Annotated in this window: 13 protein-coding genes; 5 read left to right on the forward strand and 8 right to left on the reverse strand. The window is 71.8% G+C overall.

Annotated features, from left to right (window positions below):
- Positions 1-40: 40 nt before the first annotated feature.
- From ACPPVX_RS05725 to ACPPVX_RS05745, 5 genes are all read right to left on the reverse strand, one after another.
- Positions 41-814, reverse strand: a complete 774-nt coding sequence (locus ACPPVX_RS05725; RefSeq protein ID WP_426573938.1) for a FadR/GntR family transcriptional regulator — start codon at positions 812-814, stop codon at positions 41-43.
- 70 nt (positions 815-884) lie between these two features.
- The gene (locus ACPPVX_RS05730; protein WP_426573939.1) at positions 885-1994 is read right to left on the reverse strand and encodes an NAD(P)-dependent alcohol dehydrogenase; all 1110 of its coding nucleotides are present in this window, start codon (positions 1992-1994) and stop codon (positions 885-887) included.
- Positions 1995-2291: 297 nt separating this feature from the next.
- Complete coding sequence (locus tag ACPPVX_RS05735; RefSeq protein WP_426573940.1) at positions 2292-3581, reverse strand: amidohydrolase family protein; 1290 nt, start codon at positions 3579-3581, stop codon at positions 2292-2294.
- A gap of 90 nt (positions 3582-3671) precedes the next feature.
- Positions 3672-4505, reverse strand: coding sequence for an SDR family NAD(P)-dependent oxidoreductase (locus tag ACPPVX_RS05740; protein ID WP_426573941.1), 834 nt, complete (start codon positions 4503-4505; stop codon positions 3672-3674).
- Between the two features lie 265 nt (positions 4506-4770).
- Positions 4771-5592, reverse strand: a complete 822-nt coding sequence (locus tag ACPPVX_RS05745) for an amidohydrolase family protein (protein ID WP_426573942.1) — start codon at positions 5590-5592, stop codon at positions 4771-4773.
- A 123-nt stretch (positions 5593-5715) separates the two neighbouring features.
- Between ACPPVX_RS05745 and ACPPVX_RS05750 the strand changes: the two genes are divergently transcribed.
- On the forward strand, positions 5716-6945 hold the full coding sequence (locus tag ACPPVX_RS05750; protein WP_426573943.1) for an acyl-CoA dehydrogenase family protein: 1230 nt from the start codon (positions 5716-5718) through the stop codon (positions 6943-6945).
- A 112-nt stretch (positions 6946-7057) separates the two neighbouring features.
- Here ACPPVX_RS05750 and ACPPVX_RS05755 read toward each other — a convergent pair whose 3' ends face one another.
- On the reverse strand, positions 7058-8173 hold the full coding sequence (locus tag ACPPVX_RS05755) for a phosphotransferase (RefSeq protein WP_426573944.1): 1116 nt from the start codon (positions 8171-8173) through the stop codon (positions 7058-7060).
- A gap of 220 nt (positions 8174-8393) precedes the next feature.
- Between ACPPVX_RS05755 and ACPPVX_RS05760 the strand changes: the two genes are divergently transcribed.
- On the forward strand, positions 8394-11003 hold the full coding sequence (locus tag ACPPVX_RS05760; RefSeq protein WP_426573945.1) for a DUF4062 domain-containing protein: 2610 nt from the start codon (positions 8394-8396) through the stop codon (positions 11001-11003).
- The gene (locus ACPPVX_RS05765) at positions 10996-11802 is read left to right on the forward strand and encodes an MBL fold metallo-hydrolase (protein ID WP_426573946.1); all 807 of its coding nucleotides are present in this window, start codon (positions 10996-10998) and stop codon (positions 11800-11802) included. Before ACPPVX_RS05760 ends, ACPPVX_RS05765 begins: the two co-directional genes overlap by 8 nt.
- A 44-nt stretch (positions 11803-11846) precedes the next feature.
- Here the strand turns inward: ACPPVX_RS05765 and ACPPVX_RS05770 are convergent, their stop codons facing one another.
- Together ACPPVX_RS05770 and ACPPVX_RS05775 are read right to left on the reverse strand one after the other, a co-directional pair.
- The gene (locus tag ACPPVX_RS05770) at positions 11847-12428 is read right to left on the reverse strand and encodes a dihydrofolate reductase family protein (RefSeq protein ID WP_426574995.1); all 582 of its coding nucleotides are present in this window, start codon (positions 12426-12428) and stop codon (positions 11847-11849) included.
- 129 nt (positions 12429-12557) lie between these two features.
- Complete coding sequence (locus tag ACPPVX_RS05775) at positions 12558-13064, reverse strand: hypothetical protein (protein ID WP_426573947.1); 507 nt, start codon at positions 13062-13064, stop codon at positions 12558-12560.
- 275 nt (positions 13065-13339) lie between these two features.
- Between ACPPVX_RS05775 and ACPPVX_RS05780 the strand changes: the two genes are divergently transcribed.
- Both ACPPVX_RS05780 and ACPPVX_RS05785 read left to right on the forward strand, forming a co-directional pair.
- Positions 13340-14263 carry a ketopantoate reductase family protein gene (locus tag ACPPVX_RS05780; RefSeq protein ID WP_426573948.1) on the forward strand — a complete coding sequence of 308 codons (924 nt, stop codon included), beginning with the start codon at positions 13340-13342 and terminating at the stop codon, positions 14261-14263.
- Positions 14264-14409: 146 nt separating this feature from the next.
- Complete coding sequence (locus ACPPVX_RS05785) at positions 14410-15354, forward strand: alpha/beta hydrolase (RefSeq protein WP_426573949.1); 945 nt, start codon at positions 14410-14412, stop codon at positions 15352-15354.
- Positions 15355-15384: the final 30 nt, after the last annotated feature.

The following is a 15384-nucleotide window of genomic DNA, read 5'->3' on the forward strand; positions in this document are numbered from 1 at the left end:
GGCGCTCCAGCACCCGTCGGAGCGGAGCGTCAGGAGCCGGTCAGAGGTGGTCCATGAGGTCGACGACCGTCTGGGCCTTCTGCCCCAGGAGCACCTTGCCGACGACCGTCATGTGGGTGTGCCAGTGCTCCTCGGCGGCCTCGCTGTCGCCGGCTTCGATCAGGTCGGCGAGCCGCACCTGGGAGCGGACGCCCCGGCGGCGGGTGGCGATGGAGGTGCCTCCCTCGTCGGAGCGGCTGACGTTGGTGACCGCTCGGGTGACCACCTCGTTGAGCATCTCGTAGACGATGCTCAACGTCTGGTTGCCGGCCCGCGCCACGAGCTCGTCGTGGAAGCGCTCGTTGGCCACCCCGAAGGCGTCGGGGTCGTCGACCGCCCGCTCCTCCTCGGTGATCAGCTCCCGCAGATGGCGCGCCGAGGCCTTGCGGCCCCGGGACGACGCGATCAGGCGGACGGCCGCCGGCTCGATGATGGTCCGCGCCTCGAACACGTCGGCGAGCGACACGTTGCGGGCCTGGAGCACGAGGGCGACGGTGCGCGCGGTCTGGCGGCGGTCGGGCCGATGGACGAACACGCCGCCGAGCACGCCGCGCCGCACCGAGATCAGGCCCTCGGTCTCGAGGATGCGCAGCGCCTCCCGCATGGACGGGCGCGACACGCCGAAGCGCTCGATGAGGTCGGGCTCGTTGCCGAGGGGGTCGCCCTCGTCGAGCTCCCCGGTGACGATGAGGTGCCGGAGCTCGTCGGCGATCTGCTGGGGCTTCTCGCGCCGCTTGGTCACCGCTTCGGGTCCGGAGGAGGGATCTGCAGCCATGGGGCCACCATTCTGGTCGGGAGCGGAGCGGGCACGGGTACCCGAGCGGCCCGAGCGCGCCGAGGGGTGATCACGCCGGCGCCTCGGCGACCACGGGGGCGGGCAGGAGGACCGGCTTCACCACCTTCCCGGCGAGGGATGCGGCCTCCGCGTCGTTGATCGCCGAGAGCGGGAAGGTCTCGATGAGCCGGTCGAACGGGAAGCGCCCCTCGCGCCACAGCTCGATGAGGCGCGGGACCAGGACCTGGGGATCGGCGCCGCCCTCCAGGATCCCCGAGACGTTCTTGCCGATCAGCGCCAGCGGGTCGAGCGTCAGCGGTTCGGTCTGGATGCCGACGAAGCCGCAGTGGCCGCCGAGGCGGATCGCACCGATGGCGTTCGCCATCACCGTGGTGTTCCCCGTGGTGTCGAACGAGTAGTCGGCGCCTCCGGCGGTGATGGCGGCGATCTCCTCGAGGAGGCCCTCCGACGAGCCGTCGAGCGCGTGGGTGGCGCCCAGCTCCCGGGCGAGCTCGAGGCGGTGCTCGTGGAGATCGACCGCGATGATCGTGGTGGCGCCCGCGATCGTGGCGGCCATCACCGCGGCCAGGCCGACCGCCCCCGCACCGAAGATGACGATGCTGCGCCCGGCCTGCACGTCGAGCGCGACCAGCACCGACCCGGCGCCGGTGAGGATGCCGCAGCCGAGCGGGCCGAGGAGCTCCAGCGGTGCGTCCCGATCGACCACCACGACGTTGCGCGCCGTGGCGATGCAGTGGGTGGCGAACGACGACTGCCCGAACCAGCGGGCCGAGACCTCGGCCCCGTCGCCGTCGGCGACCGTGGTCCCCCAGTCGACGTCGCGACCGGTGAGGTTCCGCGTGATGAAGGTCTCGCAGTACGCCGGGACCCCCCGGGAGCACGAGGCGCAGGTGCCGCAGGAGTCGAACGACAGCACGACGTGGTCGCCCACCTCCACGCCGTTGACCGCCGACCCGACGGACTCCACGATGCCGGCACCCTCGTGGCCGGTGATGATCGGGAGGACGAGCTCGAGGGATCGGGGGACGACGTCCGTGTGGCACATCCCGGCGCTGACCACGCGGACGAGCACCTCGTGGGGGCCCGGGTCGGCGAGCTGCACCTGCTCCAGCTCGTAGGACCCATCGGTCGCCCGGAGGACGGCTGCGGTTATCTCCACCTGATCGATCCTGTCTGTCGAGGCGGGCGTCGATGGCGCCGGGACCCGGTCCTGGCCGGCGCCACCAGCCTGCAATTCCTGTAGAGGCTTCAGCGTAGCCGGGGCGCATCCGCGCGCCTCGGACGACACCCCCGGCACGTAGCGATCCATCTACATGATTCGATCCCGTGGTGCACCTGCCGAAGCGCACGACAGCGGCAGAGCCGGCCGCCTGGTCGCGCCGAAGCGCTGACCTCGATCAGCTGGCGCCGGCCGGGTCAGCGCCTCGAGCGCTGCCGGATGGGGGGGGGGTTCCGGTCAGCGCTGGGGAGCGGCGAGCGCCTGGCCGAGCTCGCTGGCTCGCACCGGCGCCCCGCCGCCGACCTTGGCCTTGGTCGACTTGATCGACACGTCGTGGCCCGCCGCAGAGGCGCGGAGGGAACCGACGGTGCCGCGCTCGCGCCCGCCGAGCAGCGTGAACGGATCGAACCCGAAGTGGTTCATGGCGTTGAGGTGGGTGATGCGGTCGATGTCGTGGTCGCTGACGCCGACGAAGTGCTCGCCGACCTGCTCGGGCGAGAACGGCCACGTCGAGTCGGAGTGCGGGTAGTCGCACTCCCACATCACGTTGTCCATGTTGAGGTACTCGCGGCTGTGCACGCCGAACCGGTCGTCGATGAAGCAGGTGAGGATCTGCTCGGAGAACACCTCGCTCGGCATCCGGTCGCCGAAGTCCTGCCCGGTCCAGATGTGGTGCTGGCGGTACTGGTAGTCGACCCGCTCGAGGAAGTACGGGATCCAGCCGATGCCGCCTTCGGAGAGGGCGACCTTCAGGTCGGGGAACTTGCGGAGCACCGGCGACCACGTGAGGTCGGTGGCCGCCTGGACGATGTTGATCGGCGACAGCGTGATCAGGCAGTCGATCGGGGCGTCGGGTGCCGTGACGACGAGCTGGCTCGACGAGCCGATGTGCATGCACACCACCACTCCCTCCTCCGAACAGGCCTTCCAGAACGGGTCCCAGTGGTCCGAGTGGAGGCTGGGCCAGCCGAGCTTGGAGGGGTTCTCCGAGAAGGTGACGGCGCGAGCGCCCTTGGCGGCCGTGCGCCGGACCTCGGCCGCCAGCACCTCGGGGTCCCAGATGGCCGGGAGCGGGCAGGGGATGAACCGGCCCGGATGGGTGCCGCACCACTCGTCGATGTGCCAGTCGTTGTACGCCTGGACCATCGCGAGGGCGACGTCCTTGTCCTCGGTCCGGGCGAAGAGCTGACCGCAGAACTGCGGGAACGAGGGGAAGCAGAGCGATCCCAGGACGCCGTTGGCATCCATGTCCTTGACCCGCTCGTCGATGTCGTAGGTGCCGGCGCGGAGCTCGGCGAACGAGGTGGGCTCGATGCCGTACTCGTCCTTGGGCCGACCCGCGACGGCGTTGAGCGCGACGTTGCTGACCTCCTGCCCCTCGTACACCCAGGCGTTGCTGCCGTCAGCGCGGGTGACGAACTGAGGGGCCAGGTCGGCGTACTTGGCGGGCAGGCGCCCTTCGAACAGGTGCGGCGGCTCGACCACGTGGTCGTCCACGCTCACGAGGACCATGTCTTCGATGTTCACGTCGCGCTCCTTCTCAGCTGCGGTTGCTCGGCGTGGAAAGTCTCACTTTCAGAATATGCGTGTACGACTTTCCGAGCAAGCGCGGTCGGCCTACTCGGGCCCGGACAGCTCGGCCAGGAAGTCGTTGACGTGGGTGAGCACGTCCGGGTACCGCTTGGTGTGGGCGCCGCCGTCGACGAGGTGCAGCGACCCCGAGACGTAGCTGGCGTCGTCGGAGGCCAGGAACGTGATGAAGGCCGCGACCTCCTCGGGTGCCGCGTAGCGGCCGAGCGGCGCGTTCTCCTCGAAGTCGGCGACGACCGCCGGCATCGAGAACATGCCCTCGGTGAGCGCGGTGCGGATCAGGCCGGGCGCCACGGCGTTGACGCGGATGCCCGCCGAGCCGAGCTCCATGGCTGCCACCTGGATGAGCATGGCCACGCCGGCCTTGGCCGCGCAGTACGCCGCGACGCCGGTGCCGGGCTGGACCGCGTTGAGGCTGGCCGTCGCCACGATCGAGCCGCCCGAGCCCATCCGGCGGCCCGCGTGCTTGATGGTCAGGAACGTCCCGGTGAGGTTGACCTGGAGGACCTGGTTCCACTGGGCGAGGTCGGTCTCGGTGATCGCCGCCGCCGACCCGATGCCCGCGTTGGCCACCGCTACGTCGAGCCGTCCGAACTCCTCGATCGCCGCTTCGGCCAGCCCTTCCACGTCGTCCTCGACCGTGACGTCGCACCGCCGCACGGCCGCCGCCGCGCCGAGCTCCGTCGCGGCCACCTCGAGGGCGGCGCCGTCGACGTCGCCGATGACGACCCGGCCGCCCTCGGCCACGATCCGCCGCGCCGAGGCGAGGCCGATGCCCGCCGCGCCGCCCGTGATGATGGCCACCTTGCCGCCGAACCGGCCTGGCGTGACGGATCCAGCGGGTGCTGACGGGGTGCTCATGGCGGTCTCCAGGGGATCGGTGCGTGGGGTCGACCGCCGGGCGACCCAGCCGTCGCCGGCCACCCTAGGGCAGGAAACCTCTATAGGTATGCGAGGACCTGGTGCACGCCGGGTCGATCCGGCCGACCTCACCCGAGGCCACATCCAGACCGTGGTCGATGCCCGCACGGGCGGCCGCACCGGGATGGGCGTCCTCGAGCCGGTCGTCGACGGGGACCACGACCCCACCGGGTTCAGGGCCACTCCGCGAGGAGCAGGACCCGGCTCAGCTCCCGCCGAAGAAGAACGCGTTGGCGTTGCCGTAGAGCCAGGCCTCACGCACCTCGTCGGGCAGATCGAGCGCGGCGGCCTCGGCCAGGCACCGCTCGAAGGAGAGCACCGGGTAGTCGGTGGCGAACATGACGCGGTCCTTGCCCCGGGTGCGCATGAAGTGGAGCAGTTCCTCCGGCAGGTACTTCGGGGCCCAGGCCGAGGTCATCAGCCGGAGGTTCTCGTACTTGAGCATCAGCCGGATGGCCACGTCCCACCACGGGTCGGCGCCGTGGATCATCGAGAGCCGCAGCTCCGGGAACCGGTAGCAGACCCGATCGAGGTGGAGCGGGTGCTGCGGGTCGGCCGGCAGGGGCGGGCCGGGGATGCCGGTGTTCATGCACAGCGGGAGGTCGAGCTCGCAGCACTTGGCGTACAGCGGGTAGTAGACGGCGTCGGTGGGCGGGTACATCCCGTCGCCCCAGAAGCTCGGGCCCACCGATGCGTACGCCACCGGGTGCTGGTCGGTGAACGCCTGCAGCTGGCGGAGCGCCTTCATCGGACGCAGCAGGTTGAACCCGCCGACCCCGAGGGCGAAGCGGTCGGGGCGGGCCTCGACGAAGCGCAGGGAACGCCCGTCGACGTCGGTCACCCGCGTCATCAGGATCGCCTTCTCGACGCCGTGGGCATCCATGCCCTCGATGAGCTGGTCGAGCTCGGGGCTGGAGAGGAACGAGTCGTCGCCCTTGAAGTAGTCCTCCTTCACCCGGGTCATGAACTCGGGCTGCGGCCGGTCGGCGAAGTCGACGTTGACCAGGCAGTCGATGGAACGAGGCATCCAGTTCTCCCCTGCTCGCTGGAAAGTCGTAATGTACACGATTGGAAAGCGTCATTTCGGAGAGCGCACGGCAATGCGAGGAGCGACAGCGTGGCACCGAGGCCGGGATCAGCACGTGAGGAGATGCGAGCCGAGGTGGCGGCCTGGCTCGAGGAGCACTGGGACCCCGAGTGCTCGGTCGAGGACTGGTGGCAGCTGGTGGCCAAGGCCGGGTGGACCGCACCCCACTTCACCGCCGACCAGGGCGGGCGCGGCCTCCACCGGGCATCGCTCAACACGGTGCGCGCCGAGTTCTCCAAGGCCGGCGCCCTGCGGCCGCCCGGCGGCCTGGGCCTGCTCATGGCCGCCCCCACGATCCTCACCCACGGCACGCCCGACCAGATCTCCCGCCACGTGGGGCCGATCGTCGCCGGCACCGCCAACTGGTGCCAGCTGTTCAGCGAGCCGGGCGCCGGCTCCGACCTGGCCGGCCTCACCACCCGGGCCGAGCTCGACGGCGACCGCTGGATCATCAACGGCCAGAAGGTGTGGAGCAGCATGGCCATGCAGGCCGACTACGGGATGCTGCTGGCGCGCACCGACTTCGGCGTGCCCAAGCACGCCGGCATCTCCTGGTTCGCGTTCGCGCTCGACCAGCCCGGCGTCACCATCCGCCCGCTGCGCGAGATGACCGGTGAGTCGGTCTTCAACGAGGTCTTCTTCGACGACGCGGTGTGCGATGCGGCCGACCTCATCGGCGGCGCGGGCAACGGGTGGACGGTCACCCAGACCACCCTGTTCTTCGAGCGATCGGGGCTGAGCAGCGGAGCCCACTCCAACTGGCCCACGCCGGGGCCCAAGGGCGGCTTCCTCGGCCGCCGGGCCGGCGACGCCGCCCAGGACCCGGTCCCGTCGAGCGACGTCATCGCCCGCTACGACGAGGTGGTGGGGCTGGCCAAGGAGCGCGGCCGCAACCACGATCCCCACGTCCGCCAGGAGCTGGCCCGCCTCCACACCTACGTGAAGCTCGGGAAGTGGAACGGCGATCGGGCCAAGGCCGAGGCCGCGGCGGGCGGGAGCCCGGCGGTGGCCAACGTGGGCAAGCTCCTGCAGACCATCATCACCAAGCGAGGCGCCGAGATCGCCACCGGCATCCTGGGCGCCGACGGCATGCTGGCCGCCCCCGACGGCCACGCCGGTGGCCGGTTCAGCACGTCGATGGTGTTCTCGGCCGCCTCCTCGATCTACGGCGGCACCGACGAGATCCAGCGCAACATCGTGGCCGAGCGGGCCCTCGGCCTGCCCCGCGAGGACCTTCCGGGCAAGGGCCTGCCCTACGGCGAGGTCCTGCGCGCCATCCGGCCGCGCGACTGACCCGGCTCGACCGCCGGCTCAGGACGAGACGGTCGTACCGGCCCCGGTTCCGCGGGGAGGAGCGAGACCGCGCCGAGGATGACCCACCGACGAGCCGGGGCATCGGGGACGATCACTCCAAAAGCGCCAGCGCGTCCAGGTCGATGGCCTGGCGCCCGCAGCGCTCGGCCATGGCGACGAACATGTCGTCGCCCCGGTCGGAGCGCTCGGCACCCATCGAGGCCATGACCGCCATGAGCACGCTCCACACGGTGCCGAACCGGTAGTCGTGCCAGAGCACATCGGCGGAGAGGTCGACACCCGCCGCCGCCATCCGCGAGCGGTACTCGTCCACGAGGTCGCGCTCGACCGCGGTCCGATCGGCGGGGTCGGGGAAGCTGCCGCCGATCGCGTACGCCAGGTCGATGGCGCCGTTCCCGTAGGCGAGCGTCTGGAAGTCGACGATGGTGATCTCCGGGTCGTTCGGGGTGGACCCGAACAGGAAGTTGTCGGCGCGGTAGTCCATGTGGATGAGCGTCGAGGGGCTGTCCGTCCCCGCGAACCAGCGGGCCACGGTGGGAGCGAGCCGCTGGACCAGGTCGACGACGTCGTCGGTGAGCCGGCCTCCGTTCCGGTCGAGGAAGCCGACCATCGCCACCTCGTAGATCGCCCGCGCGAACTCGCCGGCCTCGGCCATCGTCGTGGGCTCACCAGCGGCCAGCGTGGCCACGAGCGAGCCGTTGCCGGTGTGCGGCGCGTGCAGCTCGACCGCCTGCCCGACGGCCAGGGCCACCTCATCGGCCGTGAGGCCCTTGATCTGGTCGCCGGCGCGGGCACCCGCGAGGTCCTCCATGAGCAGCACGAAGTCCTGCGTCTCCGGCACGATCCGGGCCACGTGGCAGGTGGGGACCTGGACCCCGACGGTGGCCGCGAGCTGGTCGTAGAAGACCCATTCCTTGTGATAGCCACCGGACGCCCGCAGGCTGCCCCGGGCCATCTCGTCCCCGGAGGGGAACTTCCCGACCAGGGTGGCCGGCCGGCCCTCGGGATCGCTCCAGGTCAGGTGCAGGCGCGCACTGCTCGCCGCCTGTCCGGTCCCGATCGATCCGCCGGAGACCACCTCGAGCACCTGGGCGCCGCGAGCCACCCCCGCAGCCTCGAGGGCATCGGTGAGCCACGGCCCGTCGATGTCCTTCGGGTCGGCTCGGACCTCCCCCGCTGGCGTGCCGCTGGTCTCGTCGACGTCCATGCTGATCGCGTCCCCTTCGTCGTGCTCCGCACCTCGAAGCGCCGAGGTCCGGAGCGGGTGTCCCGAGCGCTGGTCGACGGATCGGTCCGAGGCCTCGAACACCAGGTCCCTCGACCGCCATGGTAGCAAATTCAGCGTCTATACATCTAGAGGTATCGACGACGTCTCGAGGGCCATGCGGCGAGCACGGGGCGCCGGGGACGGCAACACTGTGACGACCATGACGGGCCGCGACGACACGGAAGCGATCGACGACGACGCCGGCGTCATCCTCACCCCCGATCAGCGGGTGCGGGTGTTCGTGTCCTCGACGATGGAGGAGCTGGCGACCGAGCGCGTCGCGGTGCGCGAGGCCGTCGAGCAGATGCACCTCTCTCCGATCCTGTTCGAGCTGGGGGCTCGCGCCCACCCGCCCCGGAGCCTCTACCGGTCGTACCTCGAGCAGAGCCACGTGTTCGTCGGCATCTACTGGGAGCGCTACGGGTGGATCGCCCCGACGATGCACGTGTCCGGCCTCGAGGACGAGTACCTGCTGGCGGGAGCGAAGCCGAAGCTCATGTACGTGAAGCGCCCGGCGCCCGGGCGCGAGACCCGCCTCGACGAGCTCCTCGACCGCATCCGCGCCGATGACGACGTGGCGTACAAGGCCTTCGCCGACGCCGACGAGCTGGAGTCGCTGGTGGTCAACGACCTCTCGTTGCTCCTCAGCGAGGCGTTCCTCGTCGTGCCGGGCGGGCCGGCCGGCCACCACCAGCACTCGGCGCTGCCGGCCGACGTGACCGCGTTCATCGGGCGTGGCGACGAGCTCGACCTGCTCGCCGGTCTGCTCACCCGTGACGACGTCCACCTGGTCACGCTCACCGGCCCCGGCGGGATCGGCAAGACCCGCCTGGCGGTCCGGGCCGCCGCTCGCGCGGCGTCGTCGTTCGGGGAGGGCGCGGCGTTCGTCTCGCTCGCGTCGGCTCACGACGACGCGGCGGTGGTGAACGCGATCGCCGCGGCCATCGGCGTCCGGGGCGGCAGCGGCGCGTCGGTCGACACCCTGAAGGACGACCTCGCGCCCCGGTCCCTGCTGCTCGTCGTCGACAACTTCGAGCAGGTGCTGAGCGCCGCCGGCATCGTGGCGGAGCTGCTGAGCGCGGCGCCCGGGCTCCGGATCCTCGCCACCAGCCGAGAGGCCCTCCACCTCCGGTCGGAGCGGGAGGTCCCCGTGTCCTCGCTCCCCCTCGACGACAGCGTCCGGCTGTTCGTGGAGCGGGCGACGGCCGTCCGTCCCGACTTCCGGATCGACGACTCCAACCGCGAGGTGATCGGCCGCGTCTGCCAGCGGCTCGAGGGCGTGCCGCTGGCGATCGAGCTGGCGGCGGCCCGATCCAAGCTGCTGGCCCCCGCGGCGCTCCTCGAACGGCTCGATCACCGGCTCGACTTCCTCGTCGGCGGCGCCCGCGACCTCCCGGAGCGCCAGCAGGCCCTGCGCAGCACGATCGAGTGGAGCCACGACCTGCTCGACGACGCCGAGCGCCACCTGTTCCGAGACCTCGGTGTGTTCGTCGGGAGCTTCTCGCTGTCGGCGGTGGAGGCCGTCGCGGAGGATGCCGCTCCGGCCGACGGCGACATGCTGGACCTGCTCGCATCGCTCGTCGACAAGAGCCTCCTCCGGGTGGAGGCCTCCGCCGGAGAGCCCCGGTTCCGGATGCTCGAGATGGTCGCCGAGTTCGCCCGGGACCGGTTGGCGGGGTGCGACGAGGCCGACGCCGTGGCCGACCGCCACGCCCGGTTCTTCCGCGACCTCAGCGTCGCGATCGGAACCGGCGTCACCGGTGGCGACCAAGGGCGGTGGCTGGCCGTGCTCGGCGGCGACGACGACGGTGAGGCGGGGAACATCCGGGCCGCGCTCGCCTGGTTCCTCGGCCACCGTCACCTCGATGAGCTCGCCGACATGGCCTGGGCCCTGTGGGTCCCGGCGTGGATCAACGGGCGCATCGACGAGGGCCTCCGGATCGCCGGCGCCGCGCTCAGCCCCGGTGGCGACCTGTCGGAGCGCTCGCGCTCGCGCCTCCTCGTCGTCCTCGGCACGTTCGAGATGTGGAGCGGCGACCACGCGGCCGCCTCCGAGTCGCTGCGACGCGGGAGGGACATCGCGGTCGCGCTCGGCGATGACCACGCGGTCGCCACCGCCACGCTCGCCCAGAGCATGATCGCCGGTCCGATCGAGGGCGAAGCGCGCTCGGAGGAGCTGGCGAACGAGGCGCTCGACCGCTTCGAGCGGCTCGGCGACGCGTGGGGCGTGGCGGCGGCGCTCAACGTGCTGGGTTGGCTCATGGTCTCCCAGGAGCGGTTCGACGGGGCCGACCACGTGGTCGAGCGGACGCTCGAGGCATCGTTGGCCGCCGGCGACGAGCAGTTCAGCGCCATGGCCGAGGTGAACCTCGCCGAGTGCCGGCTCCACGAGGGCGACGCCGACGCCGCCCGGGCGCTGCTGGCGGCGTGCGCCGACCGCCACCGGCTCCACCGGCTCCTCTACTCGGTGCCCTACCTGCTCGAGTCCTTCGCGCGGCTGGCCGCCCACGACGGCGACCCGACCCGTGCGGCCCAGCTCCTCGGCGCCTCATCGCAGCTCCGAGGATCGGCCGGCGTGTCGGTGTGGGGGTCCCAGCTGGAGCGCCTCGAGCGGTTCGTGTCGACCACGGGCTCGACGCTCGGCGACGACGGGTTCGCCGCCGCGTTCGACGCGGGCGCGGGCCTGTCGTACACCGAGGCGCTGGACGTGGCGATGGACGTAGGATCACCGGACCCGGAGGACGGCCGGAACGAGGCGAACCATGGATGAGCCGTATCGCGTAGCGGGCGACGTGCACGTGCTGCCCTCGCAGATGATCGTGCCGGGGGTCGGCTCGATCCCGATCAACGCGTTCGTGATCCTGTCCGAGCACCCGGTGCTGGTCGACTGCGGCCTCGGGAACGACGAGCCCGAGTTCATCGAGGCGCTCGGCAGCGTGATCGACCCCGCCGATCTGGCGTGGATCTGGTTGACGCACGACGACGGCGATCACACGGGCAGCCTCGAGACGGTCCTGCGCCTGGCGCCGACCGCCCGGCTGGCCACCCACGGCTTGGGGGCGCTGCGGCTGAACACCTCCTGGTCGGTCCCGCTCGACCGGGTCCACGCCCTGGCCGAGGGCGATCGGCTCGACGTCGGCGACCGGGTGCTCCGGGCCCTCCGCCCACCCACCTACGACAACCCGATGTCGACGGGCATCTTCGACGAGCGGTCCAAGACGTTCTTCTCCGTCGATTCGTTCGGCGCGATCCTCCAGGAGTCCTACCGAGACGTCGCCGACGTGCCGGAGGAGGAGCTGCTGGGAGGGATGGTCGCCTGGGCGACGTTCGACTCGCCCTGGCTCCAGCTCGTCGGTCGGGAACGGACGGCGGCCGTGCTCGAAGGCGTCCGCGCCCTTGGCGCCGAGCAGGTGCTGTCATCGCACCTGCCACCGGCGGTCGGCCGCGTGGATGCCCTGCTCGACGTGGTCGCCGGCGTCCCCGACGCCGCCCCCTTCGTGGCCCCGGATGCGGCGACCTTCGACGCGATCGTCGCAGGCATGGCCCCAGCCGGCACCAGCTCCGACTGAACCGACGTCGCCGCCATCGACGTCTCGCCAGAGCTCACCCGGCACTACGTGAGCGGCAAGGGCTCGCCGAGCGCGTAGGCGCACACGACGATGCCCGACGGGAGCGCGGTCGTGCCGGTGAGCTCGAACGCCCGGCCCGGGGTCCCCTCGGCGAACAGGCGCTTGCCCGTCCCCACGAGGACGGGGTTGATGGGCAGGACGAGCTCGTCGACGAGCCCGTGCTGGATCAGCACCGACGTCAGCGTGGAGCTGCCGCAGCACACGAGGTCTGCCCCCTCGGACTCCTTGATGCCGCGGACGCCGTCGACGAGGTCCGGCCCGACGGCCTCGAACGGACCCCACTCCAGGCTCTCGGGCCGGTGGGTGACGACGTACTTCGTCGCGGTGCGGAGCCGGTCGCCGAACGGGTCGCCGGCGGGCACACCCGGCCAGAAGCCGGACCACATGTCGTAGGTGCGGCGCCCGAGCAGGGTGTCGTAGCGCTCTCCGTACGCCTCGAGCATGAGGTCCCGCCCCTCGGCGCTGCGGTACGGGCCGCCCCAGTCCGGGTGCGGGAACCCGTCCTCGGGCGAGTTCTGGATCACGCCGTCCAGCGACATGTGGTTGATGACCTTGAGCTTCCGCACCTGCATCTCCGTTTGCGTCGACGATCACCGTGCTGACGCCCGCGAGCCCGGAATCTCATCGCCGCACCGGGCCGGTGATGCGGGTTCGCGGCTCCGGGTGCGACCGCCGCCCCCCGCCGATCGGCTCGTTCAGGAGCGCGAGCGGGCCGCCCGTCCTGCGTCCTCGTCGAGCTTGTACCGGTGGTGCTGCATCAAGATGTGATCGTGCGTGGCCCCCTCGTTGGGGACGTGGGGGTGGTGGTGCCGGCACAGGATGTACGGCGTCCCATCGAGGGCGTGGTGGCCGATGCGCCAGCACCCCTTGGTGTGGCAGTTCACCTTGCGGACGCCGGTGTAGACGCCGATGCCCACCGCGGTGATGAGGGTGACCTCGCCGAGGTCGGAGCCGAAGCCGGACCAGAAGTTGTAGTAGACGTCCGGCCCCGCGTCGAGCAGGCCGGTGTGCCGTGCGAACCAGTGGCGCACGGTGCCGTGGAGGACCACGACGAGCGTCGCGATGCCGAGCAGCACGGCGGCGACGATCACCCACCAGGCGTGGTTCCCGGAGCTGCCGGGGGCGTAGTCCGGCGCGGGGACCGGGTCGGTGGCGGCGGCTCCCGGTGCGTTCGACGGCAACCCGTCCGCGGTGTCGCTCATCGGTCCTGGCTCCCTTCCCCGGGGTGCCGATCCGACCGGGTCCCGCGCAGGGTACCGCTGCCGCCGCCCGAGGACGCGGCAACACGGTCGTCCCGATGGAACGCGTCTCGATCGTTGCCGGCGACCCCGACGGGGTCGTTCGCACCGAGGTCGCGCGGCCGGCCGGCCTGCCCGTCTCGCAGGTCAAGAAGCCCGCGGTTCGGGACCGTCGCCACCTTCCAGGCGGACACCCCCTCTCGCTACGCTGTGGGGCCGAACTGCTACGGAGGGCAACCATGAAGATCGGGATCGTCGGCACGGGCGCGATGGGGTCCGTGTACGCCGCGCTGCTCGGCAAGGCCGGGCACGAGGTCTGGGCCATCGACATCTGGGAGGAGCACCTCCGGGCGATCGAGCACAACGGCCTGGCCGTCTCGGGGGCCAGCGGGGTGTACGTGGTCGACGCGCTCCGCGTGGCCGCCACGCCCGCCGAGGCCGGGCCCTGCGATGTCTGGATCGTGGCCACGAAGGCGGACGATGTCGAGCAGGTCGCGGCGGCGATCGCCCCGTTGCTGCGGCCCGACGATCTGGTCGTCGCGTTCCAGAACGGGCTCGGCGCCGGCGCGCGCGTCGCCCGCCACGTGCCCGAGGGCCAGGTGCTCGTCGGGATCGCCGAAGGGTTCGGCTCGTCGATCCCCACCCCGGGAAGCGTCCACCACACGGGCATGCGGCTCGTGCGCCTCGGCGAGCTGCACGGCGGACCGTCGGAGCGCCTCGAGCGGTTGGCCGGCGCGTGGAACGACGCCGGGTTCAACGTCCGGGCCTTCGAGGACATCGACCGGATGGTCTGGGAGAAGTTCCTGTGCAACGTCACGCTGAGCGCACCGTGCGCCGCGTTCGACGTGACCGTGGGCGAGCTGATGGCGGACGAGGCGGCCTGGGCGGTCGCGCTCGGCTGCATGCTGGAGGCGTACCGCCTCGCCGAACCGATGGGCGTGACGTTCGGCTTCGACGATCCGGTCGCCTACGTCACCGAGTTCTCGGCGACCATCCCGGAGGCGAGCCCCTCGATGCGGCTCGACCACCTCGCCGGTCGCCGGTCGGAGGTCGACGTCATCAACGGGCAGGTGGTCGACCTCAGCCGGCGCTTCGGCCTCACGGCGCCGTACAACGAGACGCTCTGCGCGATCCTGCGCCGGCGCGAAGCCGCCTTCACCTGACGGACCTCGTCGCGCCGTGATCCTGGGCCCGCCCGGGCCCGCCGCCCGGGCCTCCCGAGCAACGTCCGCCCTCGAACCCCGAAGTCGCCGCTGACCAGGCCGGGCGCGACCCCTGAGCCGGCGCGCGCCCTCGATACGGTGGCGAGATGTCGGCGGTGTTCGAGGTGGATGACAGCAAGATCCGAGCGAGGCGGGAGCGGGAGCGGCAGCTGAGCCGCCGCCGCCTGCTGATCGGCGGCGCGTGCACGGTGGGCGTGGTGGTCGGCGGCGGCGCGCTGGCCTCCGCCGGCCTCCTGCCGGGAGGGACGCGGTTGCGCCGCGCCCTGGGCCTCGACGGCGAGGACGGGACGATCCCCGACGTGCCGCCGGGACCGGCGGCCCTCGGCTCGTTCCAGTCGGAGCACCGCAAGCAGCTCACGCGCTGGGCCGTCTCCTATCCTCCGGGCTCGAAGGTGGGCGCCCGGCTCCCGGTCCTCGTCTCCCTCCACGGCAAGGGCGGCACGGCCGGCACCTCGTTCCAGTCGCTCGGCCTCGACCGCTTCCTGGCCGCCGCGATCGCCACCGGGACCGCCCCGTTCGCCATCGCGGCCGTCGACGGCGGCAACACGTACTGGCACCACCGCGACGACGGCACCGACAGCGGCGCGATGGTCCTCGACGAGCTGCTGCCGATCCTCGCCGACCGCGGCCTCGACACCCGGCGGCTCGGGCTGTTCGGCTGGTCGATGGGCGGGTACGGCGCCCTCCACCTGGCCACCCGGTCGATGGTCCCAGCCGTCCGCTCGGTCTCGACGATGAGCGCCGCGCTCTGGACCGACGACCACGACACGGCCCGCGGGGCCTTCGATGACGAGGCCGACTTCGCCGCCGACGATGTGTTCGAGCAGCGGCGATCGCTCGGCTCGATCCCGATGCGGATGGACTGCGGGACCGATGATCCCTTCGCGGGGGCCAACCGCGAGTTCCGCGACGGCCTGGCCACCGAGCCCGCCGGCGGCTTCCAGCGGGGCGCCCACTCCCTGGGCTACTGGCGCCGCATGGCCCCCGCCCACATCGAGTTCGCGGCGCACCACCTCACCAGCAGCCCCTGACCCGCACGGCGCGCCGCGGCGCAGCCGGTC

This window comes from Aquihabitans sp. McL0605 (genome assembly GCF_049993875.1).
Taxonomy (GTDB): Bacteria; Actinomycetota; Acidimicrobiia; order Acidimicrobiales; family Iamiaceae; genus Aquihabitans.

Bases quoted from the DNA above. Each gene is read 5' to 3' on its own strand.
- ACPPVX_RS05725 (WP_426573938.1), bottom strand. From the start codon at position 814: ATGGCTGCAGATCCCTCCTCCGGACCCGAAGCGGTGACCAAGCGGCGC.
- ACPPVX_RS05740 (WP_426573941.1), bottom strand. From the start codon at position 4,505: ATGAGCACCCCGTCAGCACCCGCTGGATCCGTCACGCCAGGCCGGTTC.
- ACPPVX_RS05745 (WP_426573942.1), bottom strand. From the start codon at position 5,592: ATGCCTCGTTCCATCGACTGCCTGGTCAACGTCGACTTCGCCGACCGG.
- ACPPVX_RS05750 (WP_426573943.1), top strand. From the start codon at position 5,716: ATGCGAGCCGAGGTGGCGGCCTGGCTCGAGGAGCACTGGGACCCCGAG.
- ACPPVX_RS05755 (WP_426573944.1), bottom strand. From the start codon at position 8,173: ATGGACGTCGACGAGACCAGCGGCACGCCAGCGGGGGAGGTCCGAGCC.
- ACPPVX_RS05760 (WP_426573945.1), top strand. From the start codon at position 8,394: ATGACGGGCCGCGACGACACGGAAGCGATCGACGACGACGCCGGCGTC.
- ACPPVX_RS05765 (WP_426573946.1), top strand. From the start codon at position 10,996: ATGGATGAGCCGTATCGCGTAGCGGGCGACGTGCACGTGCTGCCCTCG.
- ACPPVX_RS05775 (WP_426573947.1), bottom strand. From the start codon at position 13,064: ATGAGCGACACCGCGGACGGGTTGCCGTCGAACGCACCGGGAGCCGCC.
- ACPPVX_RS05780 (WP_426573948.1), top strand. From the start codon at position 13,340: ATGAAGATCGGGATCGTCGGCACGGGCGCGATGGGGTCCGTGTACGCC.
- ACPPVX_RS05785 (WP_426573949.1), top strand. From the start codon at position 14,410: ATGTCGGCGGTGTTCGAGGTGGATGACAGCAAGATCCGAGCGAGGCGG.